The organism is Streptomyces sp. NBC_01750 (assembly GCF_035918095.1).
GTDB lineage: Bacteria > Actinomycetota > Actinomycetes > Streptomycetales > Streptomycetaceae > Streptomyces.
Map to the genome: position 1 here is coordinate 6,529,186 of NZ_CP109137.1, position 25,884 is coordinate 6,555,069.

The window sequence follows — 25,884 nt, forward strand, 5'->3', positions numbered from 1 at the left end:
CGTGGCACGGCGAACGGACTGGCCGGACCCGGAGAGCGGCCCCCCTTCCTCGTCGAGGGCCGAGAAAGGGGAGCCGCCGCCCCAGGATCCGGCCGAGCGGGCGCGGGCGATCTGTCTGCGCCTGCTCACCGGGACCCCGCGCACGCGCAAGCAGCTCGCGGACGCGCTGCACAAGCGTGAAATCCCCCCGGAGGTGGCCGAGGAGGTCCTCTCCCGCTTCGAGGACGTGGGTCTGATCAATGACGCGGCCTTCGCCGACGCCTGGGTGGAGTCCCGGCACCACGGCCGGGGCCTCGCCCGGCGCGCTCTTGCGCGGGAGCTGCGTACCAAGGGCGTGGACTCCGCACTGATCGACGAGGCGGTCGGGCAGCTCGACCCCGAGCAGGAGGAGGAGACCGCCCGCGAACTGGTCGCCCGCAGACTCCGCTCCACCCGCGGCCTCGACCGTGACCGCCGCCTGCGCCGCCTGGCCGGCGTGCTCGCCCGCAAGGGGTACCCCGAGGGCACGGCCCTGCGGGTGGTCAAGCGCGCCCTGGAAGAAGAGGGCGAGGAGATGGACGACCTGGAGGGCGACGGCTTCTAACGCGGACCGCCGTGGGTGCGCACCCGGGCCGGCGGTGCGTCCGCGGCCGGCGGTGCGTCCGCGCTGGGCTTGTGCCGCGTCCGGCGCCGGGGCAACCGTCGCTGCCCGCGCCTGGTCCTGGACGCGAGCCGGCGCAGTCCCGGGGGCTGCCTTCCCTCCGGCGGACTGCTCACTCCGCCGAGTTGGCCACCGCCAAGCAGGACCGCAGGACCGACCCGCCGCCCCGACGTCCTACGGTTCGACGGGCAAGCCCGCGGCCTTCCACGCCTGGAAGCCGCCGATCAGGTCTGTCGCGCGGTGGAGGCCCAACTGCCGCAGGGACACGGCCGCGAGAGACGACGCGTAGCCCTCGTTGCAGATGATCACGACCCGCAGATCATGACTGACCGCCTCCGGCGCACGGTGGCTGCCCTGCGGGTCCAGCCGCCACTCCAGCTCATTGCGTTCCACCACCAGCGCACCGGGAATCAGCCCGTCCCGCTCGCGCAGCGCCGCGTACCGGATGTCCACCAGCAGCGCCTCGCCGGCAGCCGCGTCAAAAGCTTCCTTCGGCTCGACCCGGTCCAGGTTCTCCCGCACCCGCTCCAGAAGCTCGTCGATCCCGATCCGCTCGCTCACTGCCAGTCCTCAGGACGCTCGACCTGCTCAAGACGGAGCACCGCGCCGGACCGGCTGAAGCGCCGGATCAGCGGCAGCGGCGGATAGTACGCATGGACCGACACGGCATGCTCAGCGACCGACTCGTTCAGCACCTCGTGCACATGGTGCGTCCCGAAGGCCCGGCCGCTGCCCGCCGCCAACTGCCGCTCGCGGTCGACCCCTTCGTCCAGTTCCAGGGTCTTCCATCCACTCGCGGGCAGCCGCACGGCGAGTGCGTTCTCCTTGAGCTCGCCCGCGGCCGTGGCGAACGCGCCGAACGATTCCGCGTGGTCGTGCCAGCCGGTGCCCGTGCCCGGCGGCCAGCCGATCAGCCAGGCCTCACTGCCGGCCGGACCCTCGAGCCGTACCCAGGTACGGCCCTGGGGATCGAGTGGCAGCGAGGCGATGAGGTCCTTGTCGGCGGCGGAGCGCGTCACGAAGTCGAGCAGCTCGGCGGCGGTCGGCGCGCTCGGGCCACGGGTGGTGACAGAGGCAGAGACAGGCTGGGACACGGAAACCGTCCTGGAAGTTCGCAGGAGAGCGCGCGGGCTCAGCAGTCCACGGCGCGAGAGGAAGGGCGAATTCAGCAGGACGGACGACACACACAGCCCGCATAGCGGACGAGGTCCATATGGACCCTCCGCCACAGGCGCACATTGGTGTCAGTCACGCTCCGGAGTACACCATGCCGGTCCTTGAGGGTCAATTGATGTCCGCAGTGCGGTCACTGCGTACCGCTGAGGGAGCGCCGCCACGTGCCGCGTCCGCCGCCGAGTACAGCTCCGCGGGCCGCACCCCCGTGAACGACGCAACCAGGTGACCGTCGGGCCGCACCAGCAGCACGGTGTGCGCGGACGCGCCCGGGTAGCTCTCCGTCACCAGCAGCTCGGCCCGCACCGGCAGGGCGGTGACCGCCGCCGCCAGCCGCGGCATCACGCCCGCGCTCACCCAGTGCCGCCGGTCCCACACCCCGGTACCCGGCGCGACCAGCACCACCAGCAGCTGCCCCCGCCCCAGCCGGTCCCGCAGCCGTGCGCTGGCTCCGTCGGGCACGGTCACCCGTACATCCGCGACCGGCGCGCCCGCCTCCGTACCGACGAGCGTCTGTGAGTCGGCGTACTCGGGTGCGAGGGGGGAGTGCGTGTATACGGGGGGCGCACCCAGTGGGCCGTGCCCCAGATGGCCGTCGGTGAGCAGGGTGTCGTGTCCGCGCGCGGTGCCCGGGAGGTACGTGCGCAGCGCGCTGCCGCCGCGCAGTATCGGCAGCGACTGGTCGGCGGCGCGCAGCCGAGCGGCGACGGCGGCGCGACGCTCGGCCTGATAGCTGTCGAGCAGCGGGTCGGACGGGCCGTGGTGCCAGATGTGCGCCAGTTTCCACGCCAGGTTGTCGGCGTCCCGCAGGCCTTCGTCGAGGCCCTGGGTGCCGAGCGCGCCGAGCAGATGCGCGGCGTCGCCCGCGAGGAAGGCCCGGTCCACGCGCCAGCGCCGGGCAAGCCGGTGGTGCAGCGTGTAGACGCCGGTGTCGAGCAGTTCGTACGGAGGTGTCTCACCGCACCAGCCGGCCAGGGTGTCCCGCAACCGTGCTACCAGGGTGTCGGGGGTGACCAGTTCGCCGCGGGGCGGCAGCAGCCAGTCAAGGCGCCAGACGCCGTCAGGCAGCGGGCGGGCCGTGACCTCGTCGCCGCCCGTTCGCCACGGCGGCCGGCGGTGCAGCAACGCCTCGTCGGGCCAGGGAAGTTCAGTACGCAGGGCGGCGACGGCATGCCGCTCCACCGCCGTACGCCCCGGGAAGCGGATGCCCAGAAGCTTGCGGACCGTGGACCTGGCACCGTCGCAGCCGACCAGATGGCTTCCGCGCCACCAGGTCGCGCCGGGCCCGCGGGTGTGCACGCTCACCCCGCTCGCGTCCTGCTCCAGCGAGTCGAGGCGACTTTCGGTGACGAGCCGGACCAACTGGTGCCCGGCGACGGCGTTCCGCAGTCCGCGCGTGAGGGCGTGCTGCGGGATGTGCAGCGGCGTCGGCGCGCCGTCGTCGCCGAGCACGAGTTGCCGTACGTCCTGCTTGCGCCGCATCGAGCGCCAGCCGGTCCAGCGGGCTCCTTCGTCACGGACGGTGGCGCAGCCGAGCCGCTCCACCATGGCCGCCGTGTCGGGCCGCAGTACGACCGTACGCGCGGGGCGCGGTTCGTCCTTGCCCGTGCCCTCGTCAAGTACGACGGAGGGAACACCTTGCGTGGCAAGGGCCAGGGAGAGCGTCAGCCCGACGGGCCCGGCGCCGACGATGATCACCGGGTCCACGGCGTGACTCCTCGGGCCCGAAGGGGCGTGCGGGACGGTGCGGTGGGAGCCCGGTGCGCGATCACAGAACGTATGCAACCCACTGCGGGTTCCCTCGTCAAGTGACAGGGGCGGCGACGCAACCCGCGCCGCCGCCCCGTGGAGCCTGTGGATCCGTACCGTCAGATGCCGCCGCCTCCGGCGCCGGACTTGAAGTCACCCGACACCGAGATCGGTGCGGTGCCTCCGGCCGCCTCGACGGTTCCGGGGCCCAGTACCGCACCCGTGCTCTTCTTGCCGCGCCGCAGCCGGCCCTCCAGCCAGCTCGCGAACGAGGTGAGCGTGAAGTTCAACGCGATGTAGATCACGGCGATGACGGTGAAGCACGCGATGGTGTTCGCGCCGTAGTTCGCACTCATCGGCCGGACCGACGCCAGCAGTTCGGGGAAGGTGAGGACCGCGCCGCCGAGGGCGGTGTCCTTCACGATGACGACGATCTGACTGACGATCGCGGGGAGCATGGCCGTCACGGACTGCGGCAGCAGCACATGGCGCATGGTCTGGCCCTTGCGCATGCCGATCGCCTTGGCCGCGTCGGTCTGACCTCGCGGGAGGGACAGGATCCCGGCGCGTACGATCTCGGCCAGCACCGAGGCGTTGTAGAGGACAAGTCCCGTGACCACGGCGTACAGCGGCCGCAGTTCGCTGCTGATGTCGGTGTACTCGGAGAACGCCGCGTTCGCGGTGATCATCAGGATGAGTACCGGGATGGCGCGGAAGAACTCCACGACGGCGCCGGACGGAATCCGCACCCACCGGTGGTCGGAGAGCCGGCCGATGCCGAAGAGCGCTCCAAGCGGCAGCGCGATCACCAGGGCGAGGCTCGCCGCCTTGAGGGTCTCCTGAAGCCCCGGCCAGAGGTACGTCTCCCACGGCTGGGAGCTCGTGAAGAAGGGCTCCCACTTGATCCAGTCGAGCTGGTGCTTGGCGTTGAGGCTGTCGTACACCCACCACGCCACGGCCGCGAGAACGACCAGGAACAGCACCGTGTAGAGGATATTGCGCTGCTTGGCGCGGGGCCCCTGCGCGTCATACAGGACGGAAGTCATCGCTTCACCGCCACCTTCTTGCTCACCCAGCCGAGGATCAGGCCGGTCGGGAGGGTCAGGCAGATGAATCCGAACGCGAAGACAGCAGAGATCAGCAGGAGTTGGGCCTCCGCCTCGATCATGGTCTTCATCAGATTCGCAGCCTCGACCACGCCGATCGCGGCGGCGACGGTGGTGTTCTTGGTCAGCGCGATCAGCACATTGGCCAGCGGATTGACGACCGACCGGAAGGCCTGCGGGAGGATGACCAGCCGCAGTACCTGGGTGAAGCTCAGACCGAGGGCGCGTGCGGCCTCTGCCTGGCCGACGGGCACCGTGTTGATGCCGGACCGCAGCGCCTCGCACACGAAGGCGGCGGTGTAGACGGTCAGGCCGAGCACCGCGAGCCTGAAGTTGACGTCCGTGAAGTCTTCGACGCCGAGGCTGACGCCGAGTGTCTGGAACAGGCCCAGCGACGTGAAGACGATGATGATGGTCAGGGGTATGTTCCGGACAAAGTTCACATAGGCGGTACCGAAACCGCGCATCAGGGGGACCGGGCTGACCCGCATGCCGGCCAGCAGCGTTCCCAATATCAGGGAACCGAGGCCGGAGTAGACGGCGAGTTTCACCGTCACCCAGAAGGCCCCCAGTAGGTCGTAACCTTCAAGAAAGTCGAACACGATCTCCCGCGCTTCCGCCTGTGGGAGGGCTCGGCGCGCCGCCCTCAGTGGCGGCGCGCCTCGTCAGCCCTGCTGCACTACTTGACGATGTTGCCGATCTTCGGGGCGGGCTCGTTCTTGTAGCCGGCCGGACCGAAGTTGGCCTTCACGGCCTTTTCCCAGGAGCCGTCCGAGACCATCTTGGTCAGCGCGGCGTCGATCTTCTTCTTGAGGTCGGCGTCGCCCTTCTTCAGGCCGATGCCGTAGTTCTCGTTGCTCATCTTGAAGCCGGCCAGCTTGAACTTGCCCTGGAACTCCTTCTTCGAGGCGTAGCCGGCCAGGATGGAGTCGTCGGTGGTGAGCGCGTCAACTGCCTTGTTCTCGAGGCCGGTGAGGCACTCGGAGTAGCCGCCGTACTCCTGCAGGTTTGCCTTCGGCGCGAGCTTCTCCTTGACGTTCGTCGCGGAGGTCGAACCGGCGACCGAGCAGAGCTTCTTGTTGTTCAGGTCCGCCGGGGACTTGATCGTGCTTTCGTCGGCGCGGACCAGGATGTCCTGGTGGGCCAGCAGGTACGGGCCGGCGAAGTCGACCTTCGCCAGGCGCTTGTCATTGATCGAGTAGGAAGCGGCGATGAACTTGACGTCACCGCGCTCGATCGCCGTCTCGCGGTCGGCGCTCTTCGTCTCCTTGAAGGTGATGTCCTCGGCGTCGTAGCCAAGCTCCTTGGCGATGTACGTGGCGACGTCGACATCGAAGCCGGTGTACTTGCCGTCGGGCGTCTTCAGGCCGATGCCCGGCTGGTCGATCTTGATGCCGATCGTGATCTTCTTGCCGCCCCCGCCGGCCGAGTCGCCGTCCTTGTCGTTGGAGCCACAAGCGGTGGCGCTCAGAGCGAGTGCGAGCACAGCGGCCGAAGCAGCGGTGACCTTGCGAAGCATCATGGTTTTCCCTCGTGTTGACGCGATGTGGGTGATCAGCAGGTCCGGAACTCAGTGGTGCAGGATCTTCGACAGGAAGTCCTTGGCGCGGTCACTGCGCGGGTTGCTGAAGAAGTTGTCGGGCGTGGCCTCTTCGACGATCTTGCCGTCGGCCATGAACACGACCCGGTTGGCGGCCGAGCGCGCGAAGCCCATCTCATGGGTGACGACGACCATCGTCATGCCGTCCCTGGCGAGCTGCTGCATGACCTCCAGCACCTCATTGATCATCTCGGGGTCGAGCGCGGAGGTCGGCTCGTCGAAGAGCATCACCTTGGGATCCATCGCCAACGCCCGTGCGATGGCGACGCGTTGCTGCTGACCACCGGAGAGCTGGGACGGGTACTTGTCGGCCTGCGTGGCCACGCCGACCCGGTCGAGCAGGGCGCGGGCCTTGTCCTCGGCAGCCTTCTTGCTCATCTTGCGGACCTTGAGCTGGCCCAGCATCACGTTCTCGAGCACCGTCTTGTGCGCGAAGAGGTTGAACGACTGGAAGACCATCCCGACGTCGGCACGCAGCCTGGCCAGCTCCTTGCCCTCATCCGGCAGCGGCTTGCCGTCGATCGAGATCGCGCCAGAGTCGATCGTCTCCAAACGGTTGATCGTGCGGCACAGCGTGGACTTCCCGGACCCGGAGGGCCCGATGACGACCACGACCTCGCCACGGGCGATGGTCAGGTCGATGTCCTGGAGCACATGCAGCGCGCCGAAGTGCTTGTTGACGTTGCTCAGCACGACCAGGTCGCCCGCGGTGGGCACAGCGTCCTCGGCGCCCTTGGTCACTGAAACTCCGCTCATCGGCTTCTTGCTCCGTCCTCCTCGGTTGGCAGGACCCTATTCACCTAGTGCGACCAGCGTCATTACATCTGAGCGGAAATTGAGCATAACGATCCGGCTGCAACCGGACACTATGCGTGAAGAGGGAGGTGATCGGCGTACCGGGTGGGTAACGGAAACCCCGGTGTCCCGGGGTGCCTCTTGACTCCTCGGGCGACAATCGTCCTTGATGCCCAGGTACATCAGACGACCGCACGACCGAAGGGGGGCCATGAGACTGCTGCTCGTCGAGGACGACGACCATGTCGCCGCCGCCCTCTCCGCCGTGCTCGCACGGCACGGCTTTGAAGTGGTGCACGCTCGCAACGGCGAGGAGGCGCTGCGGGCGGTGCTGCCCGCGACGCATCCGCACAAGCCGCCCTTCGGGGTCGTACTGCTGGATCTCGGGCTGCCCGACCAGGACGGCTACCAGGTCTGCGGCAAGATCAGGAAGCTCACTTCGACCCCTGTGATCATGGTGACCGCGCGGGCCGACGTCCGCTCCCGGATACACGGGCTCAACCTCGGGGCCGACGACTATGTCGTCAAGCCGTACGACACCGGTGAGCTGCTCGCGCGCATCCACGCCGTCAGCCGGCGCACCGCGCCCGGAGACGAGGCCGGTGCGGCCGCCGCCGATCACGCGCTGCGGCTCGGCCCGGTCACCATCGAACTGCCCACCCGTCGCGTCAGTGTCGATGGTGAGACGGTGCAGCTGACCCGCAAGGAGTTCGACCTGCTGGCGCTGCTCGCGCAGCGGCCCGGCGTCGTCTTCCGCCGGGAGCAGATCATCAGCGAGGTGTGGCGGACCAGTTGGGAAGGGACCGGCCGTACGCTCGAGGTGCATGTGGCGTCCCTGCGCTCCAAGCTCCGCATGCCCGCCCTGATCGAGACCGTGCGCGGCGTCGGCTACCGGCTCGTCGCCCCCGTCGGCGCGTAAGGCCCGTAACCCCCTGTGCGTACTCGACTTCTTCCGCTGCTCATCGTCCTCATGGCGGGCGTGCTGCTCGCGCTCGGCTTCCCGCTCGCCGTGAGCGTCGCCGCCGCACAGCAGCAGCGGGTCGTCGTCGACCGGATCGACGACACGGTGCGCTTCGCGGCGCTCGCGCAGTTCGTCACCGAACGCGCGGGTGTGGACGAGCGGCGCTCCACGCTTCAGGAGCAGCTCGACCGTTTCCACGACACGTACGGCATCAGGGCGGGCGTCTTCTACCGCGACGGCGAGGCCATGGCGCGCGCCCCCGAGACCTGGTTCGTGCCGTCGAGTGGCCAGGGCCGCGAGGCGTTCGAAGAAGCGCTGTCGGGGCGGCGCAGCCAGGACCCGCCCCAGGTCTGGCCGTGGCAGCAGGGCGGCCGACTTGTCGTCGCCTCGCCGGTCGTCCGGGACGGGGACGTCATGGCCGTCGTATTCACCGATTCCCCCACCGGCCAGCTGCGTTCTCGCGTACTGCAGGGCTGGCTGGTGATCGTGGCCGGGGAGTGCGCGGCGATGCTGCTGGCCGTCGGCGCCGCCTTCCGCCTCACGGGCTGGGTACTGCGGCCCGTACGCATCCTGGACGCGGCCACACACGACATCGCGACCGGGCAGATGAACTCACGTGTCGCGGCCGCGAGCGGGCCGCCGGAACTCCGGCGCCTGGCCCGCTCGTTCAACGAGATGGCCGACAACGTGGAAGAAGTCCTCGAACAGCAGCGGGCGTTTGTCGCCGACGCCTCCCACCAGCTGCGCAACCCGCTCGCCGCGCTGCTGCTCCGGATCGAACTCCTCGCACTCGAACTCCCCGCAGGTAACGAGGAGATCGCCTCGGTCCGCACCGAGGGCAAGCGCCTCGCCCAGGTCCTCGACGACCTGCTGGACCTGGCGCTGGCCGAACACGCCTCCGCGGATCTCCAGCTCACCGATATCGGCGAACTGGCCGCCGAGCGGGTCGCGGCCTGGCGCCCCCTGGCCGAGGAGAAGGGCGTCCGGCTGACCGAACACGGCGCCGCGGTCACCGCCTGGGCCGATCCGATCGCGCTGTCCAGCGCACTGGACGCGGTGATCGACAACGCCCTGAAGTTCACGCCGCCGGGCGAGGAGGTCACGCTCTCGGTCGCCTCCAACGGTGAGACCTCCACCGTCGTGATCACCGACGGCGGTCCGGGCCTGACCGACGAGGAGCTGGCCCGTATCGGCGACCGCTTCTGGCGCAGCGGCCACCACCAGAACGTCAAGGGCTCGGGTCTGGGCCTGTCCATCTCGCGAGCGCTGCTGGCGGCGGGCGGCGGCTCGATCGGGTACGCGCATCACGAGCCGCGCGGACTGCGGGTGACCGTCACCGTCCCGCGTACGTCTCCTACGGCCTGACCGAGCGGTGACGAGGGCCCGATCAAGAGGCAAGAGGGGGACGAGAGCCTGACCGGGCGGTGATGAGGGCCTGATCGGACAGGACTACGGCCTGACCCAAGGGGTGGTCCGGCCGCACCGAGCCAGGGCTACGGCTTGACCGAGCGGTAGTAGCGCTGGGCGCCTTCATGCAACGGCAGCGGATCCGTGTAGACCGCGGTCCGCAGATCCACCAGCTGGGCAGGGTGCACCGTATTGCCGATACGGTCCCGGCTGTTGATCACCGTACGGGTGAAGCCCTCGGTCATCGCCGGACCCATCCGGTCCGTGGTGACCAGCAGATTCGCCACCGCCACCGTCGGCACGGGCAGGCCGCTCTGCGCCTGGAGATAGGCGTCGGCGGGCATCACCGCGGAGCGGTAGTAGCTGGTCGCCTCGCCCGTGGCGTGCAGCTTCTCGATGAGATCGGCCTCAAGTGGGACCAGCCGGATCCGGAAGCGCTCGGACAGCTCCTCGACGGCCGCCGTCGGGAGCCCGCCCGACCAGAAGAAGGCATCGAGCTCGCCGGCTTCGAGCCGCCCCGGCACCGTGTCGATCCCGGCCGGGACCGGAGTGATGTCCCGCGTCGGATCGATCCCCGAGGCCCTCAGCAGCCGATCGGCGATCAGTCGCACACCCGACCCCTCCTGCCCCACGCCCACCCGCTTGTCGCGCAGATCGCGGGTCGACATCACGGGCGAGTCGCGCGGCACGATGAGCTGCACATAGTCGTCGTACAGCCGGGCACAGCCGCGCAGCCGGGCGGCGCCCGGCTTGCCGTCCCGCTTGTACTTGGCGACGGCGTCGGCCGTGGCGATGGTGAAATCCGCCTCGCCCGCGGCCACCCGCGCGAGGTTCTGCTGCGAGCCCTCACTGGTCCGCAGATTTATCTCCACGTCCGGCAGGTCATGGGCGAGCGCGTCCTTCAGCAGTACGCCGTACCGCTGATAGACGCCGCTCTGCGAACCGGTGCTGAAGGTCAGCGTCCCGCGTGGGGTGGTCTGGCCGAAGGGCAGCAGCCACCACAGCAGCAGCCCGAACACCACCAGGGCGGCGGCCGACCCCTGCAGGGCACGGCGGCGGCTGATGCGGGAGAGGGCCGGGAACATGGCCGCGATCCTGCCAGCTCACTCCCTGTAATGGCCAGGCCCTCCCTCACGGAAGGGAGAGGCGGAGCGTCGGTACGACCCCGTACCCTGGTGGGCGCGATGAGTGCCAAAACCTACGAGGTGCGCACCTACGGGTGCCAGATGAACGTCCACGACTCCGAGCGGCTGTCGGGTCTGCTGGAAGACGCAGGCTATGTACGTGCGCCCGAGGGCGCCGACGGTGACGCCGATGTCGTCGTCTTCAACACCTGCGCGGTGCGGGAGAACGCCGACAACAAGCTGTACGGCAATCTCGGCCGGCTCGCGCCGATGAAGACCAAGCGGCCCGGGATGCAGATCGCGGTCGGCGGCTGCCTGGCCCAGAAGGACCGCGACACCATCGTGACCAGGGCGCCGTGGGTCGACGTGGTCTTCGGTACGCACAACATCGGCAAGCTGCCGGTGCTGCTGGAGCGCGCGCGTATCCAGGAAGAGGCGCAGGTCGAGATCGCGGAGTCGCTCGAGGCCTTTCCCTCGACGCTGCCGACCCGCCGTGAGTCCGCGTACGCGGCGTGGGTCTCCATCTCGGTCGGCTGCAACAACACCTGCACCTTCTGTATCGTCCCGGCGCTGCGCGGCAAGGAGAAGGACCGCAGGCCCGGCGACATCCTGGCCGAGGTCGAGGCGCTCGTCGCCGAGGGCGTTTCCGAGATCACCCTGCTCGGCCAGAACGTCAACGCGTACGGCTCCGACATCGGAGACCGCGAGGCGTTCTCCAAGCTGCTGCGCGCCTGCGGAAAGATCGACGGTCTGGAGCGGGTCCGCTTCACCTCGCCGCACCCGCGCGACTTCACCGACGACGTGATCGCGGCGATGGCCGAGACGCCGAATGTCATGCCGCAGCTGCACATGCCGCTGCAGTCCGGTTCGGACACGATCCTGAAGGCGATGCGCCGCTCGTACCGGCAGGAGCGTTTCCTCGGAATCATCGAGAAGGTGCGCGCGGCCATTCCGCACGCCGCCATCTCCACCGACATCATCGTGGGCTTCCCCGGCGAGACCGAGGAGGACTTCGAGCAGACGATGCACACGGTGCGCGAGGCGCGCTTCGCGAACGCCTTCACCTTCCAGTACTCCAAGCGCCCCGGCACCCCGGCGGCGACCATGGAGGGCCAGATCTCCAAGGAAGTCGTCCAGGAGCGCTATCTCCGCCTGGTCGCCCTCCAGGAGGAGATCTCCTGGGAGGAGAACAAGACGCAGGTCGGCCGGACACTGCAGGTCATGGTCGCCGAGGGCGAGGGCCGCAAGGACGGCGCCACCCACCGCCTCTCGGGGCGCGCTCCCGACAACCGCCTGGTGCACTTCACCAAGCCGGACGAGGACGTGCGTCCGGGCGATGTGGTGACAGTCGAGATCACCTATGCCGCGCCGCACCACCTGCTCGCCGAGGGCGCTGTGCACTCGGTACGTCCCACCCGCGCCGGCGATGCCTGGGCGAAGCGCAATGCCGCGGCGGCCGCGAAGCCGGCAGGCGTGATGCTGGGCCTGCCGAAGATCGGTGCACCGGAGCCGCTGCCGGCCGCTCAGGCGCCCGGGTGCGGCTGCGACTGACGGAGCCCCGCCCGAAGACGACAGGCAGCAGGACAGAGCGACAGGCAGCTGGACCGAGCGACGGGCGGAGCACGGACTAGGCTGCCGATCATGCTTGTCGCCGCAGCCGTCTGCCCCTGCCCGCCGCTGCTGGTCCCCGATGTCGCCGCCGGGGCCGCCCCGGAACTCGATGCCGCGCGGACCGCGTGTGCCGATGCTCTCGGTGTGCTCGCCGCGGCCCGGCCCGATCTGGTGGTCGTGCTCGGACCCGCCGAGCAGGACGGCCGCGGCCCGCACTTCGCGGGCGCGACCGGTTCCTTCCACGGGTTCGGCGTGGACCTCGAGGTACGGCTGGGAGCGGGCAGGGCCCAGGAACGGCCGCTGCCGCCCTCGCTGGCTGTCGGCGCGTGGCTGCTCACCCGCGTCCAGTGGGCGGACGGCCCGGTGGAAGGCCTCGGTGTCGGCGAGCTGCTCGCCGCTGAGCGCTGCGAGGCCCTCGGACGGGAACTCGCAGCCAGGGCGGAGCGCGTCGCCCTGCTGGTGATGGGTGACGGCAGCGCCTGCCGCACGCTCAAGGCCCCCGGCTACCTCGACGAGCGGGCCGCGGACTTCGACGCACAGACCGCCCGTGCGCTGAGCGCCGCCGACGTCGGGGCGCTCAAGGCGCTGGACGAGTCACTGGCGTACGAACTCAAGGCGGCGGGCCGCGCTCCGTGGCAGGTGCTCGCGGGAGCTGCCGAGACCGCGGGACTGGCCGGGCAACTGCTGTACGAGGACGCCCCGTACGGCGTCGGCTACTTCGTCGCCGCCTGGTCGTAGTGGACGTACATCGGCGGGTGGCCGCGGAGCGATAGTTCCGCGGCCGCCCGCCGGTGATGTCAGGAAGCCGGCGGCGTCGTGCCGTCGTCCCTGTGGGAGATGCGGCCCAGGGCGTTCTTGGCTTTGCCGGTGCCAGTCTCGATCTTGCTGCTGTACTTGCCCTTGGTCTTTTGATCGACCGTCTTAGCGGCTCGTTCCAGACCGTGCTCGATCTTGCCCCCGTGCTGGTGCGCGAGGTCGGACATCTTCTCCTTGGCCGGGCCGAGCTTGGCCTTCAGCGTGTCCATGAGGCTCATGGGTCACCTTCCCTCGTGTTCCCTCGCCGGGGACTACTTGCGGGCGCCCTCTCCGGCTTCGTTGTCCGCTGCCTCCTCGGCCGACTGCTGCTTCGGAATCTCCACCCCTTCGGCTGCCGTGGCCTCGGCAACCTCGCCCGCTTCGGCTTCGGTGACCTCGGCCACCGCGTCCTTCGACGCCTCGGACCCGGAATCGGCCTCAGCCGAGGGCTCGGCTGTCAGAGTGCTGACCGCTGCCTCCTCGGTTGACGCCTCGGCAGTCGTCCTGGACTTACGGCGAAATCGTGAAAAAACACCCATATTTACTCCATAGCCTACTCGTGTGGGCGAAGTTCCGTGCCGCCCGCGGCGTCCCATTGCGCCGCCCGCGGGCACCGGCCCAAAAACCGGCGTTCGGAACCTCGTAACAGGCAACGAACCCGCCCCTGTGCCGTCACCTCGCTCGTTCGGGGACATCCCCACGGGTTTGCGAGACTGGGGCAGTGAGAAGTGCAGCTCCCGCACCGCGGGTCATCGCCATCGTCGGTCCTACAGCGGCCGGAAAGTCCGATCTGGGCGTTTTCCTGGCCCAGCGGTTGGGCGGTGAAGTCGTCAACGCCGACTCCATGCAGCTCTACCGGGGGATGGACATCGGTACCGCCAAGCTGACGCCCGACGAACGCGGTGGCGTCCCGCACCGGCTCCTGGACATCTGGGATGTCACCGAAGCCGCGAGCGTCGCCGAGTACCAGCGGCTGGCCAGGGCGGAGATCGACCGGCTGCTCGCCGAAGGCCGCACGCCCGTGCTCGTCGGCGGCTCCGGGCTCTACGTCCGCGGTGCCATCGACGCCCTCGAATTCCCCGGCACCGACCCGGAGATCCGTGCCCGGCTCGAGGGGGAGCTGACACAGCACGGTTCCGGCGCGCTGCACGTCCGGCTCGCCACCGCCGACCCGGAGGCCGGCAGCGCGATCCTGCCCAGCAACGGCCGCCGCATCGTCCGGGCGCTCGAGGTCATCGAGATCACCGGCAAGCCCTTCACCGCCAACCTGCCCGGCCACGACGCCGTGTACGACACCGTCCAGATCGGCGTCGACGTCGCACGCCCCGAGCTCGACGAGCGCATCACGCTGCGCGTCGACCGGATGTGGGAGGCGGGTCTCGTCGACGAAGTCCGTGCACTGGAGGCGCAAGGTCTGCGCGAGGGGCGCACGGCCTCGCGTGCGCTCGGGTACCAGCAGGTGCTCACGGCGCTCGCGGGGGAGTGCACCGACCAGGAGGCGCGCGAGGAGACCGTGCGCGCCACCAAGCGCTTCGCGCGCCGCCAGGACTCCTGGTTCCGTCGAGACCCGCGGGTGCACTGGCTGAGCGGCGCCGCCCAGCACAGGGAGGAACTTCCGCACCAGGCGCTGACGTTGGTCGAACGAGCGGTCACAGCCTGATCACGTGATGGCATCGGGACGCTCTGCCAGCCATTTCGGCACCCGGGAGCGTGCCATCATCGAGCATCGATCGACGTGAAGTCCGAGTTGGGAGGGCGCGTGGCGATGGAGGCCGGCCCTCGCGACACGGAGCAGGGAAGACGGGACGCAGCGGACACCGCGCCCCGTCTGAGTCCGGACGGGCCTGACGAGCAGGACGTGATCGCGGCCGAGGTCGAGGTCGAACTGCGCCCGCAGCGCAGGCTGCGGATCTGGCAGCTCGCCCCCATCGTGATGCTCGCCGCCATCGGCTCCCTGATGTTCGCCTTCCCCCTCGCCTTCGGCACCGGCGACGGCGGAGCGGTCGTCGCCATGCTGGGACTGCTGATCAGCTGCTGCGCCGCCGGCTGGGGCGTGATGGCGGCCCGCCGCGTGGGCCACACCTGGCCCGGACTGCCGGCCCGCGGCTCCGGGGAGCGCCCCGACTGGCGGGTCATGGCTCTGTACGTCGGCGTGGGAGTGGCGATCGTCGCGCTCGCCGTCTGGCGCGTGGCACGCCTGCGCTGATGTCGGCCCGGCCGTCCTCGTACGATGGACGGCGTGAACACTCCGCACACCGCGCCGATCGCCTTCCTCAAGGGCCACGGGACCGAGAACGACTTCGTGATCGTCCCTGACCCGGACAACGCTATCGACCTGCCCGCATCAGCCGTCGCCAGGCTCTGCGACCGCCGGGCCGGCATCGGCGGTGACGGTCTGCTGCATGTCGTGCGGTCCGCGGCTCACCCCGAGGCGCGTGCCATGGCGGACGAGGCCGAGTGGTTCATGGACTATCGCAACGCCGACGGTTCGATCGCCGAGATGTGCGGCAATGGCGTAAGGGTTTTCGCCCGCTACCTCGAGCGGGCGGGCCATGCCGAGGCGGGCGACCTGGCAGTCGCCACCCGCGGCGGCGTCAAGAAGGTCCACCTCGCCAAGGAGGGCGACGTCACGGTCTCGATGGGGCGCGCGCTGCTCCCCGAGGACGGCGTCACGGTCACCGTCGACGGCCGCAGCTGGCCCGCCCGCAACATCAACATGGGCAATCCGCACGCGGTGGCTTTCGTCGACGACCTGGACCACGCAGGGGACCTGTTCTCCGCACCGCCCTTCAGCCCGGCGTCGGTCTACCCGGACGGCGTGAACGTCGAGTTCGTCGTCGACCGCGGTGAGCGCCATGTCGCCATGCGCGTGCACGAGCGCGGCTCCGGCGAAACCCGCTCCTGCGGCACGGGGGCGTGCGCCGTCGCCGTCGCGGCCGCCCGCAGGGACGGCGCGGACCCCGCGGTCACCGGCGCCTCGGTCACCTACACCGTGGATCTCCCCGGCGGACGGGTGGTGATCACGGAGCGGCCCGACGGCGAGATCGAGATGACAGGCCCCGCCGTCATCGTCGCCGAGGGATACATCGAACCGGCCTTCCTGGCTGTGCCCGAAACCGTGATCGCATAGAGCTTCGCTCGAATGGGTGATCCGTTTCACGCTGAGCGAGAGCCGGACTCCGCCACGTGGTGGGCTCGGTAGCATCAAGCACCGGCACGGAGTGCAAGCCTGCCCTTTCCACCGCCGGTCGAAGCTGCCGGAGGTGCCCCATGAGTGCAGAGGCCACCAACCCTGGTGCCCACAGCCGCAGGCGCGGCCGTCCCAGGATCGACCTCCGCAGGCTGGGCCGCGCCGCGCTCCTGGGGCCTGCCGCCCGGGACCGGCTGCCGGACGCGATCGGCCATGTCGCCGAGGCGCACCGCGCACACCATCCCGACGCCGACCTCGCCATCCTGCGCAAGGCGTACGTCCTGGCCGAGTCCTCCCACCGCGGACAGTTTCGCAAGAGCGGCGAGCCGTACATCACGCATCCGCTCGCCGTGACGCTGATCCTCGCCGAACTGGGCGCCGAGACCACGACATTGACCGCCTCACTCCTCCACGACACCGTCGAGGACACCGAGGTGACGCTCGATCAGGTGCGTTCGGAGTTCGGCGCCGAGGTCTGTTACCTGGTCGACGGCGTCACCAAACTGGAGAAGGTCGACTACGGCGCCGCCGCTGAACCCGAGACCTTCCGCAAGATGCTCGTCGCCACCGGCAACGACGTCCGCGTCATGTCGATCAAACTCGCCGACCGGCTGCACAACATGCGCACGCTCGGCGTCATGCGACCTGAGAAACAGGCTCGTATCGCCAAGGTCACCCGCGACGTCCTCATCCCCCTCGCCGAACGGCTCGGTGTACAGGCGCTCAAGACCGAGCTGGAGGACCTGGTCTTCGCGATCCTCCATCCGAAGGAGTACGAACGAACCCGCGCCCTCATCGCCGACAACGCCGGCGCGGGTGATGCCCTCGCCGCCACCGCGGAGGACTTCAAGGCGGTGCTGCGGGACGCCGGTATCCCCGCCGAAGTCCTCATCAGACCACGGCACTTCGTCTCCGTGCACCGCGCGCGGCGCAAGCGCGGCGAGATGCGCGGCACGGACTTCGGCCGGCTGCTGGTGCTCGTCGGCGAGGATGCCGACTGCTACGGCGTCCTGGGTGAGCTGCACACCTGTTTCACCCCGGTGATCTCCGAGTTCAAGGACTTCATCGCCGCCCCCAAGTTCAACCTGTACCAGTCGCTGCACACCGCCGTCGCGGGCACGGACGGCGCGGTCACCGAAGTCCTCATCCGTACGCACCAGATGCACAAGGTCGCCGAAGCCGGAGTGATCGCACTCGGCAACCCATACGTACCCCTGGAACCTGTCGAAGGGGCAGAACCGGCCGACGGCGAGCGCGCCGACCCCACCCGGCCCGGCTGGCTCTCCCGCCTCCTGGAGTGGCAGCAGTCCACCCCCGACCCCGACACTTTCTGGACCTCCCTGCGTGCGGATCTGGCACAGGACCGGGAGATCACCGTCTTCCGCGCCGACGGCGGCATGCTCGGACTGCCGGTCGGCGCGAGCTGCGTGGACGCCGCGTACGCGCAGTACGGCGAGGAGGCGCACGCCTGTATCGGCGCACGCGTCAACAGCCGCCTCGCGACGCTCAGTACGGTGCTGAGCGACGGCGACACTGTGCATCTGCTGCTCGCCCAGGACTCCGCTTCCGGCCCGTCGCCCGACTGGCTCGACCATGCCCGCACACCCGCCGCGCGCATCGCCATCACCGCCTGGCTCGAGGCGAATCCGGAGGGGACGAAGGTCCCCACGGCCGCCCCCCGCCGGCCCGCCCCCGTGACCGCCGACCGGCGGGCGGCCGCGAACGCCGTCGTCGATCTGCCGGACGCGACGGTACGTCTGGCCGGCTGCTGTACGCCCGTACCGCCGGATGCCGTCACCGGCTTCGCGGTCCGTGGGGGCGTCGTCACCGTCCACCGCGAGAAGTGCCCGGCCGTAGCCCGTATGAGAGCCCTGGACCGCGAGCCCATCGCGGTGAGCTGGGGCGATGCCGCCGAATGCCGGGTCACCCTGATCGCCGAGTCCTTCGGCCGGCCACGTCTGCTGGCAGATCTCACCGAGGCCATCGCGACCGAGGGCGCGGCCATCGTCTCGGCCACCGTCGAGCCGCCCAGCGAACAGCGCGTACGGCACACGTACACCCTTCAACTCCCGGACGCCGCCGGGCTTCCCGCCCTGATGCGTGCCATGCGCGATGTGCCGGGGGTGTACGACGTGAGCCGCACCCAGCATCCGGCGGCCAGCGCCTGACCTCGTTCGGGTGGCACGACGCGCGCCGCCACGGTCCGCGCCGGGCCCGCTGATAGCCGTAGTGCATGCTGCACACCTCTCGACGCCGCCTGCGTGCCACGCTGCTGGCCGCCGCATCGGCAACCCTCGTCGCCGCGGCCCTGCCCCCGCCCGCACCGCTCGGCATCGGCGATCCGCTCTTTCCGCAGCTGGGTAATCCCGGCTATGACGTCATTGCCTACGACATCGCCCTCACCTATCGCGGTAGCAACACCGAGCCGCTGGACGCCGTCACACGGATCGACGCACTGGCGACGCGGGACCTGAACCGCATCAATCTCGACTTCACGCACGGCACCGTCGGCGCGGTCGAAGTGAACGGCGAGTCCGCCGAGTTCGCGGTCGCCGGAGAGGACCTGGTCGTCACCCCGCCGGAAGTGGTCGAGAAGAGGTCACCGCTGCGGATCACCGTCCGCCACACCAGCGACCCGAGGGGACCCGCGGACGCCGGAGGCTGGGTGCGTACGAGAGACGGGCTCGCGATGGCGAACCAGGCCGACGCCGCACACCGGGTCTTCCCGTCCAACGACCACCCTGCCGACAAGGCGTACTTCACCTTCCGGATCACCGCGCCCAGCGAGCTCACCGTGGTGGCCAACGGGGTGCGGATGGCAAAGGCAGGGACCGGGCCCACCACCACATGGGCGTACCGGACCCGGCATCCCATGGCCACCGAGCTGGCCCAGGTGTCGATCGGCCGCTCGACTGTCGTCCACCGCCAGGGGCCGCTCGCTCTGCCCGTACGCGATGTGGTGCCGACCGCGGAGCGCACGAAGCTGGAGCCCTGGCTGAAGAAGACTCCGGAACACCTGGAGTGGATGGAGCGGCAGGTCGGCCCCTATCCCTTCGAGTCGTACGGGGTGCTCATCGCCGATGCCGACACCGGATTCGAGCTGGAGACGCAGACGCTCTCGCTCTTCGAGCTCTCGCTCTTCACCTCGGGCAGCTACCCCGAGTGGTACGTCGACTCGGTCATGGTGCATGAGCTGGCCCATCAGTGGTTCGGCAACAGTGTCTCGCCCCGCACCTGGTCCGATCTGTGGCTGAACGAGGGGCACGCCAGCTGGTACGAGGCGCTGTACGCCGACGAGAAGGCGCAGAAGTTCCTGGACCTGCGGATGCGTGAGGCGTACAAGCAGTCCGACGTCTGGCGTGCCGACGGCGGACCGCCGGCCGCGCCCAAGCCGCCGGAGCCGGGGGAGAAGATCAGCCTCTTCCGCCCCGTGATGTACGGCGGCAGCGCACTGGTCCTGTACGCGCTGCGGCAGACGATCGGGAAGGACGCCTTCGGGCAGCTGGAGCGGGCCTGGGTGAGCGAGTTCCGGGACCGGACGGCGACCACGGCCGATTTCTCGGCACTGGCCTCGCGGACCGCGGGCCGCGACCTGTCGGCGTTCTTCCGGGGATGGCTGTACGGGAAGCGGACGCCGCCGATGCCGGGGCACACGGACTGGCGCACCGAGGCCGTCGCAGCCCGCTGAAACCGGGGTGACGGCCCCGGCAGCCCCGTGCGACCATCAACAGGTCGGCGACGTGGCCGGGCCGGAACCCCCATGGGGAATCATCCGGAGCCGTTACACGTTGTGACTGGTGTATCGGACTTTCCGCCGGTACTTCATCGACTCCCATCGACGTAAGGATCCAATGACCTCCTCTTCATCCCCTTCCCAGGACGAGCAGAGCTTCGCGGACACGCGCACAGAGAGCCTTCGGGCTGACGCCCTGATGGAAGAGGACGTCGCCTGGAGCCACGAGATCGACGGAGAGCGGGACGGCGATCAGTTCGACCGCTCCGAGCGTGCCGCGCTGCGGCGCGTGGCAGGTCTCTCCACCGAGCTCGAGGACGTCACCGAGGTCGAGTACCGGCAGCTGCGTCTTGAGCGTGTGGTGCTGGTCGGCGTATGGACCACGGGGACGGTGCAGGACTCGGAGAATTCCCTCGCGGAGCTGGCGGCGCTCGCCGAGACGGCGGGCGCGCAGGTGCTCGACGGCGTCATTCAGCGCCGTGACAAGCCCGACCCGGCCACCTACATCGGCTCCGGCAAGGCGCAGGAGCTGCGAGACATCGTGCTCGAAACCGGCGCCGACACCGTCGTCTGCGACGGTGAGCTCAGCCCCGGCCAGCTGATTCACCTCGAAGACGTCGTCAAGGTCAAGGTGGTCGACCGCACTGCCCTGATCCTCGACATCTTCGCCCAGCACGCCAAGTCCCGAGAGGGCAAGGCGCAGGTCGCGCTGGCGCAGATGCAGTACATGCTGCCGAGGCTGCGCGGCTGGGGCCAGTCGCTGTCCCGGCAGATGGGTGGCGGCGGCGGTGGCGGCATGGCCACCCGTGGCCCCGGTGAGACCAAGATCGAGACGGACCGGCGTCGGATCCGCGAGAAGATGGCGAAGATGCGCCGGGAGATCGCGGAGATGAAGACGGGCCGCGAGATCAAGCGGCAGGAGCGCCGGCGCAACAAGGTGCCCTCGGTCGCGATCGCCGGCTACACCAACGCAGGCAAGTCGTCTCTGCTCAACCGCCTCACGGGCGCCGGAGTCCTGGTGGAGAACGCACTGTTCGCCACCCTGGACCCGACCGTCCGCCGGGCCGAGACGCCGAGTGGCCGGCTCTACACCCTGGCCGACACCGTCGGGTTCGTACGGCATCTGCCGCACCACCTCGTCGAGGCCTTCCGCTCCACCATGGAGGAGGTCGGGGAATCCGACCTGATCCTGCACGTGGTGGACGGATCGCACCCGGCGCCGGAGGAGCAGCTGGCCGCTGTGCGCGAGGTGATCCGCGATGTGGGCGCGACGGACGTGCCCGAGATCGTGGTGATCAACAAGGCGGATGCGGCCGATCCGCTCGTACTGCAGCGACTGCTGCGTATCGAGCGGCACGCGATCGCGGTGTCGGCGAGGACCGGCAGGGGCATCGACGAGCTGCTCGCGCTGATCGACGTCGAACTGCCGCGGCCCGAGGTCGAGATCGAGGTCCTCGTGCCGTACACCCAGGGCGGGCTGGTATCGCGGGTGCATGCCGAGGGCGAGGTTCTCTCCGAGGAACACATCACGGAGGGCACGCTGCTCAAGGCGCGGGTGCATGAGGAGCTGGCCGCGGCGCTGGCGCCGTATGTGCCGGCGACTCGCTGATCGCGTACTGAACGGACAAGCCGGAAGGCCCGCCCCCTCATCGAGAGGGGGCGGGCCTTCCGGCTTGGTGTGTGTCCAGCGGCCGGCAGGCTTACCGCCCCGCGAACTTGTCGCTCATGGTGGTGTAGATCTGCTTGGCTCCCGCGCCCAGGCGCGGACCCGCCAGCCAGCCCGAAGTGACCGGGCCGATGGAGGTGTTGGAGACCAGCGCAAGCTTGCCGTTCGGCTGGTTGGCGAACCAGCCCCCGCCGGAGGAACCGCCGGTCATGGTGCAGCCGATCCGCCACATCGTCGGCGTACCGGGAGCGATCGAGAGACGGCCCGGACGGTCGACGCACTTGTGCATGATCGCGCCGTCGTACGGCGGGGCAGCCGGGTAGCCCCAGGCGCCCATCGCGCTGATGCTCTTGGCCTCGGGCGCGTCGAAGTCGACGTCGAGGGCGTTGCCCACCGTCTCCTCCAGCGACTTGGTGCCCTTCTCCGGCTTCACATGCATCACGGCGTAGTCGTACGGAGCGCCCGTACCGCCGGTCGGGCCGCCCTCGGAGATCCACTGGCCCGAGGTCGAGACCCAGTCGGCCCAGTAGACGCCGTACGGGGCGATCTCCTGCGGCTGCGCGTTCTCCAGCGCGGCCGGGGACTTGCCCAGGTCGTTGTACGAGGGGACGAAGGCGATGTTGCGGTACCAGCCGCCCGCCTGACCCGCGTGCACACAGTGGCCCGCGGTCCACACCATGTTGGACTTGCCAGGGTTCTTCGGGTCCTTGACGACGGTGGCGGAGCACACCATCGAACCTTCGGGCGAGTCGAAGAAGACCTTGCCGACCGGGGCGGCGTTCTCGTGGTACGGCTTCTTCTCCGCCTGGGCCCGGACCGGGCGCGGCTCCGGGTCGGTGACGTCCTGGTCACCGGAGATGTCGCCGGCCGCGAGCGTCTTCGCCGGGGCCTTCGCCGTGGTCATCCGCTGGGGCTTCCACAGCCCCTCGATCACCGGGTTGACGAAGTCCTTGGCCTCACGCAGCCACTTGTCCTTCTCCCAGTTCTTCCACTCGCCGTTCTTCCACTTGTCCAGGTCGACACCGTGCTCCTTGAGCTTGTCGGCCAGGTCCGCGGGAAGATCCGCGCCACCCTTGTCGGCGGCGGGGCTGGACGCGGCGGGCTTGTCGGATGCCTTGTCCTCGCCGGGACCACAGGCGGTGGCCGTCAGCGCGAGAGCTGCGGCAATGCCGGTGGCAGCCAGCAGCGGACGTATGGATCGCATGGAAACGATTCCCCCTGAAGTGCTTTTGGAAATGTGCCTATGTGCCATGAACGTGTCGTGCGTCAGCTGACGGCGTGGTGGTGCTGCCGTGCGCGTGAATTGCCATGAGCGTGTCACGCGAAAGGGCGGCCTTCCGGGGCCGCCCGTGCTTCGGCATCACTCTATGCCGGTGCGGAGTCGCGCAGTTGAGACGGACCCCACCTGCACGGAGTCTCCACGACGAAGGGCAGGAGCCATTGACTCCTGCCCTTCGTGGACTGCTTACTGGCCCGCGAACTTCTTGCTGACCGAGTTGTAGACGCCCTTGGCCTCGTCACCCAGGCGCGGACCCGCCAGCCAGCCCGCCGTCACCGGGCCGATGGAGGTGTTGGAGACCAGGGCGGGCTTGCCGTCCTGGCCGTTGGCCACCCAGCCCCCGCCGGAGGAGCCGCCGGTCATGGTGCAGCCGATGCGGTACATCGTGGGGTTGTTGGCCTTGATGGACAGCCGGCCCGGCTTGTCGGAGCACTGGAAGAGCTTCTGGCCGTCGTACGGCGGTGCCGCCGGGTAGCCCTTGGCGGTCATGTTGTCGATCTTCGGCACAGCCGGGGCGTTGAAGTCGACCGGGAGCGCCGAACCCACTGTCTCCTCCAGCGACTTGCCCGTGCCGCCCTTCTCGGGCGTGACGTGGATCACGGCGAAGTCGAACGGAGCGCCCTGACCGCCGGTCGCGGCGCCCTGGGAGATCCACTGTTCGGAGGTCTGGGCCCAGTCGCCCCACCACACGCCGTAGGGAGCTATCTGCTCCTTGGGAGCCTTCTCCAGGTCGGCGGTGGGCTTGGCGCCGTCGTTGTACGACGGCACGAACGCGATGTTGCGGTACCAGCCGCCGTTCTTTCCGGCGTGCACACAATGGCCGGCGGTCCACACCATGTTGGACTTGCCGGGGTGGGCCGGGTCCTTGACGACGGTCGCGGAGCAGACCATCGAACCTTCCGGGCCGTCGAAGAAGACCTTGCCGATCTCGGCGGCGTTGGAGTGGTACGGAGCCTTCACAGCCTGCGCGTTGACCGGCGCGGGCGTGGGGTCGGTGACGCCTTCGTCGCCCGAGATGTCGTTGTCGACGGGCTTCTCCGGCGGCTTGTCGGCATCGCGCATCCGGTCCGGGTCCCAGAGGTCCTCGATGATCGGGTTGACGAAGTCCTTGGCCTCACGGAGCCACTTGTCCTTGTCCCAGTTCTTCCACTCGCCGTTCTTCCACTTGTCCAGGTCGATCCCGCGCTCCTTGAGCCGGTCCTTGAGATCGTCCGGGATGGTGATCTTGCCGTCCGCGGACTGGCTTGCGGGCGTGCTCGGCTTCTCGCCCGCGTTGTCCTCACTCGGACCGCAGGCGGTGGCAGCCAGCGCGAGTACAGCGGCGATGGAGGCCGATGCCAGCGTCGGGCGAATGGGTCGCATGTCGTGATCCCCCTGGGACTTCTTGACTCTGAACTGTAGAAACTTTGCGCGGCGTTGCTCAGCCGGCTGCCGTACCCGGAGGCCGGCTGCGGCTCCCACTATGCCGGTGCCGATGGGGACGGTTCGCAGCAGGTCTGCGGTTCCGTCGCCCCAAGGATCTTCCGAATGCCCGTAATCCCAGGCTCCCGGCGTCGTTGGTACGTACGGGGCACTCAAGGTCAGCGTTCAGCCTGGGTGGGCGGCCCACGAACGCTGTACCGATGTGCAACGCAACTGTTACAGCTGGAGGACCAACAGCCGTGGCCGTGACCGAACCTGTTCCGGTGGCGCTGCCTGCCGCGCACGAGGGGATTCTGCGCCGACAGTCGCTCCGCGAATCTGCGGCCCGTACGTATGCACGCTCGCTGCCGATCGTTCCCGTGCGGGCCCGGGGACTGACAATCGAGGGAGCAGACGGACGCCGCTATCTCGACTGCCTTTCCGGGGCGGGTACTTTGGCGCTCGGGCACAACCATCCTGTGGTTCTCGAAGCGATCAGAAAGGTGATCGACTCAGGGGCACCGCTGCATGTCCTCGACCTCGCCACACCGGTCAAGGACGCGTTCACCACCGAGCTGTTCGCCACGCTGCCACCGCAGTTCGCCGACGACGCACGGGTCCAGTTCTGCGGGCCTGCCGGGACTGACGCCGTCGAAGCCGCCCTCAAACTCGTCCGCACGGCGACCGGCCGCAGCGGCCTCCTTGCTTTCACCGGCGCGTACCACGGAATGACGGCCGGTGCGCTCGACGCCTCGGGCGGCGCCACCGACGTGCGCGTGACCCGGCTGCCCTTCCCACAGAACTACCGCTGCCCCTTCGGGGTCGGCGGCGAACGCGGTGCCGAACTGGGGGCCCGCTGGACCGAGAACCTCCTCGACGATTCCAAGGGCGGAGTGCCCACGCCGGCCGGGATGATCCTGGAACCGGTCCAGGGTGAGGGCGGAGTGATCCCGGCCCCCGATGCCTGGATGCGCAGGATGCGGGAGATCACCACCGCCCGCTCCATTCCGCTGATCGCCGACGAGGTGCAGACGGGAGTCGGGCGCACCGGTGCCTTCTGGGCGGTCGAACACAGCGGTGTCGTGCCCGATGTGATGGTGCTCTCCAAAGCGATCGGCGGCTCCCTTCCACTGGCTGTCATCGTCTACCGGTCCGCACTCGACGCCTGGCAGCCCGGCGCCCACGCAGGCACCTTCCGCGGCAACCAACTCGCCATGGCGGCGGGCGCGGCCACCCTCGCGTTCGTACGCGAGAACCGGCTCGCCGACCGAGCCGCGACCCTCGGTGCGCGCATGCTGGGACGGCTCCAGGGACTGGCCGCGGCCCACCCCTGCATCGGAGACGTACGTGGCCGGGGCCTCATGATCGGCGTCGAGCTGGTCGACCCGGACGCCGCCGCCCCCGACGCCCTGGTTCCGCCGACCGCCCCCGTACTCGCAGCCGCTGTCCAGCAGGAGTGCCTGAACCGCGGGCTCATCGTCGAACTCGGCGGACGCCACTCCGGTGTTGTACGGCTGCTCCCTCCTCTCACCCTCACCGACGAACAGGCCGTGGCCGTCCTCGACCGCTTCGCCGACGCCCTGGCCGACGCCGAGCGTTCCATGCGACACCGCACCGACAACGGGCAGTTGCACTGACCCGGACAAATCACAAG

Annotated in this window: 25 protein-coding genes; 12 read left to right on the plus strand and 13 right to left on the minus strand. The window is 69.4% G+C overall.

What is annotated here, in order from left to right:
* Nucleotide 1: 1 nt before the first annotated feature.
* Nucleotides 2-583 carry a recombination regulator RecX gene (recX, locus tag OG966_RS29770; RefSeq protein WP_326653018.1) on the plus strand — a complete coding sequence of 194 codons (582 nt, stop codon included), beginning with the start codon at nt 2-4 and terminating at the stop codon, nt 581-583.
* 231 nt (nt 584-814) lie between these two features.
* On the opposite strand, the gene OG966_RS29775 is transcribed toward recX, so the two are convergent.
* From OG966_RS29775 to OG966_RS29805, 8 genes are all read right to left on the minus strand, one after another.
* Nucleotides 815-1,201 carry a rhodanese-like domain-containing protein gene (locus OG966_RS29775; RefSeq protein WP_326653019.1) on the minus strand — a complete coding sequence of 129 codons (387 nt, stop codon included), beginning with the start codon at nt 1,199-1,201 and terminating at the stop codon, nt 815-817.
* On the minus strand, nt 1,198-1,734 hold the full coding sequence (locus tag OG966_RS29780; protein ID WP_326653020.1) for a cysteine dioxygenase: 537 nt from the start codon (nt 1,732-1,734) through the stop codon (nt 1,198-1,200). Before OG966_RS29780 ends, OG966_RS29775 begins: the two co-directional genes overlap by 4 nt.
* A gap of 71 nt (nt 1,735-1,805) precedes the next feature.
* Nucleotides 1,806-1,892, minus strand: a complete 87-nt coding sequence (locus tag OG966_RS40940; RefSeq protein ID WP_319285218.1) for a putative leader peptide — start codon at nt 1,890-1,892, stop codon at nt 1,806-1,808.
* A 32-nt stretch (nt 1,893-1,924) separates the two neighbouring features.
* Nucleotides 1,925-3,520 (minus strand): FAD-dependent monooxygenase, encoded by a 1,596-nt coding sequence (locus OG966_RS29785; RefSeq protein WP_326653021.1) that lies wholly within the window; start codon nt 3,518-3,520, stop codon nt 1,925-1,927.
* A 161-nt stretch (nt 3,521-3,681) separates the two neighbouring features.
* Complete coding sequence (locus tag OG966_RS29790) at nt 3,682-4,608, minus strand: amino acid ABC transporter permease (RefSeq protein ID WP_326653023.1); 927 nt, start codon at nt 4,606-4,608, stop codon at nt 3,682-3,684.
* Nucleotides 4,605-5,270 carry an amino acid ABC transporter permease gene (locus OG966_RS29795; RefSeq protein WP_326653025.1) on the minus strand — a complete coding sequence of 222 codons (666 nt, stop codon included), beginning with the start codon at nt 5,268-5,270 and terminating at the stop codon, nt 4,605-4,607. Before OG966_RS29795 ends, OG966_RS29790 begins: the two co-directional genes overlap by 4 nt.
* A gap of 77 nt (nt 5,271-5,347) precedes the next feature.
* The gene (locus OG966_RS29800; RefSeq protein WP_326653026.1) at nt 5,348-6,190 is read right to left on the minus strand and encodes a glutamate ABC transporter substrate-binding protein; all 843 of its coding nucleotides are present in this window, start codon (nt 6,188-6,190) and stop codon (nt 5,348-5,350) included.
* Between the two features lie 48 nt (nt 6,191-6,238).
* Nucleotides 6,239-7,024 (minus strand): amino acid ABC transporter ATP-binding protein, encoded by a 786-nt coding sequence (locus tag OG966_RS29805; protein WP_326653027.1) that lies wholly within the window; start codon nt 7,022-7,024, stop codon nt 6,239-6,241.
* Between the two features lie 250 nt (nt 7,025-7,274).
* Here OG966_RS29805 and OG966_RS29810 point away from each other — a divergent pair, with 250 nt between their 5' ends.
* Nucleotides 7,275-7,982, plus strand: coding sequence for a response regulator transcription factor (locus tag OG966_RS29810; RefSeq protein WP_326653028.1), 708 nt, complete (start codon nt 7,275-7,277; stop codon nt 7,980-7,982).
* A 15-nt stretch (nt 7,983-7,997) separates the two neighbouring features.
* Nucleotides 7,998-9,389: a sensor histidine kinase gene (locus OG966_RS29815; RefSeq protein WP_326653029.1), complete on the plus strand. Its 1,392-nt coding sequence runs from the start codon at nt 7,998-8,000 to the stop codon at nt 9,387-9,389.
* A gap of 128 nt (nt 9,390-9,517) precedes the next feature.
* On the opposite strand, the gene OG966_RS29820 is transcribed toward OG966_RS29815, so the two are convergent.
* Nucleotides 9,518-10,516, minus strand: a complete 999-nt coding sequence (locus tag OG966_RS29820; RefSeq protein ID WP_326653030.1) for a TAXI family TRAP transporter solute-binding subunit — start codon at nt 10,514-10,516, stop codon at nt 9,518-9,520.
* Between the two features lie 99 nt (nt 10,517-10,615).
* Here OG966_RS29820 and miaB point away from each other — a divergent pair, with 99 nt between their 5' ends.
* Together miaB and OG966_RS29830 are read left to right on the plus strand one after the other, a co-directional pair.
* A complete protein-coding gene (gene miaB, locus OG966_RS29825; protein ID WP_326653031.1) occupies nt 10,616-12,106 on the plus strand; it encodes a tRNA (N6-isopentenyl adenosine(37)-C2)-methylthiotransferase MiaB in 1,491 nt (496 codons plus the stop codon).
* A 90-nt stretch (nt 12,107-12,196) separates the two neighbouring features.
* Nucleotides 12,197-12,904 (plus strand): class III extradiol dioxygenase subunit B-like domain-containing protein, encoded by a 708-nt coding sequence (locus OG966_RS29830; protein ID WP_326653032.1) that lies wholly within the window; start codon nt 12,197-12,199, stop codon nt 12,902-12,904.
* A 59-nt stretch (nt 12,905-12,963) separates the two neighbouring features.
* Here OG966_RS29830 and OG966_RS29835 read toward each other — a convergent pair whose 3' ends face one another.
* Both OG966_RS29835 and OG966_RS29840 read right to left on the minus strand, forming a co-directional pair.
* A complete protein-coding gene (locus tag OG966_RS29835) occupies nt 12,964-13,200 on the minus strand; it encodes an antitoxin (RefSeq protein WP_326653033.1) in 237 nt (78 codons plus the stop codon).
* 33 nt (nt 13,201-13,233) lie between these two features.
* The gene (locus tag OG966_RS29840) at nt 13,234-13,500 is read right to left on the minus strand and encodes a hypothetical protein (RefSeq protein WP_326653034.1); all 267 of its coding nucleotides are present in this window, start codon (nt 13,498-13,500) and stop codon (nt 13,234-13,236) included.
* A 182-nt stretch (nt 13,501-13,682) separates the two neighbouring features.
* Here OG966_RS29840 and miaA point away from each other — a divergent pair, with 182 nt between their 5' ends.
* The 6 genes from miaA to hflX all read left to right on the plus strand — a co-directional run bounded on the left by miaA (nt 13,683) and on the right by hflX (nt 21,493).
* Complete coding sequence (gene miaA / locus OG966_RS29845) at nt 13,683-14,621, plus strand: tRNA (adenosine(37)-N6)-dimethylallyltransferase MiaA (protein ID WP_326653035.1); 939 nt, start codon at nt 13,683-13,685, stop codon at nt 14,619-14,621.
* 105 nt (nt 14,622-14,726) lie between these two features.
* Complete coding sequence (locus tag OG966_RS29850; RefSeq protein ID WP_326655424.1) at nt 14,727-15,167, plus strand: hypothetical protein; 441 nt, start codon at nt 14,727-14,729, stop codon at nt 15,165-15,167.
* 24 nt (nt 15,168-15,191) lie between these two features.
* Nucleotides 15,192-16,091, plus strand: a complete 900-nt coding sequence (gene dapF / locus OG966_RS29855) for a diaminopimelate epimerase (protein ID WP_326653036.1) — start codon at nt 15,192-15,194, stop codon at nt 16,089-16,091.
* A gap of 140 nt (nt 16,092-16,231) precedes the next feature.
* On the plus strand, nt 16,232-18,319 hold the full coding sequence (locus OG966_RS29860) for a RelA/SpoT family protein (RefSeq protein WP_326653037.1): 2,088 nt from the start codon (nt 16,232-16,234) through the stop codon (nt 18,317-18,319).
* A gap of 65 nt (nt 18,320-18,384) precedes the next feature.
* A complete protein-coding gene (locus tag OG966_RS29865) occupies nt 18,385-19,839 on the plus strand; it encodes a M1 family metallopeptidase (RefSeq protein ID WP_326653038.1) in 1,455 nt (484 codons plus the stop codon).
* Between the two features lie 163 nt (nt 19,840-20,002).
* Nucleotides 20,003-21,493 carry a GTPase HflX gene (gene hflX, locus OG966_RS29870; protein ID WP_326653039.1) on the plus strand — a complete coding sequence of 497 codons (1,491 nt, stop codon included), beginning with the start codon at nt 20,003-20,005 and terminating at the stop codon, nt 21,491-21,493.
* A 91-nt stretch (nt 21,494-21,584) separates the two neighbouring features.
* Here hflX and OG966_RS29875 read toward each other — a convergent pair whose 3' ends face one another.
* Together OG966_RS29875 and OG966_RS29880 are read right to left on the minus strand one after the other, a co-directional pair.
* Complete coding sequence (locus tag OG966_RS29875) at nt 21,585-22,754, minus strand: trypsin-like serine peptidase (RefSeq protein WP_326653040.1); 1,170 nt, start codon at nt 22,752-22,754, stop codon at nt 21,585-21,587.
* Nucleotides 22,755-23,015: 261 nt separating this feature from the next.
* Nucleotides 23,016-24,191, minus strand: coding sequence for a trypsin-like serine peptidase (locus OG966_RS29880; RefSeq protein WP_326653041.1), 1,176 nt, complete (start codon nt 24,189-24,191; stop codon nt 23,016-23,018).
* 299 nt (nt 24,192-24,490) lie between these two features.
* Here OG966_RS29880 and OG966_RS29885 point away from each other — a divergent pair, with 299 nt between their 5' ends.
* Nucleotides 24,491-25,867 carry a diaminobutyrate--2-oxoglutarate transaminase family protein gene (locus OG966_RS29885; RefSeq protein ID WP_326653042.1) on the plus strand — a complete coding sequence of 459 codons (1,377 nt, stop codon included), beginning with the start codon at nt 24,491-24,493 and terminating at the stop codon, nt 25,865-25,867.
* Nucleotides 25,868-25,884 lie beyond the last annotated feature (17 nt).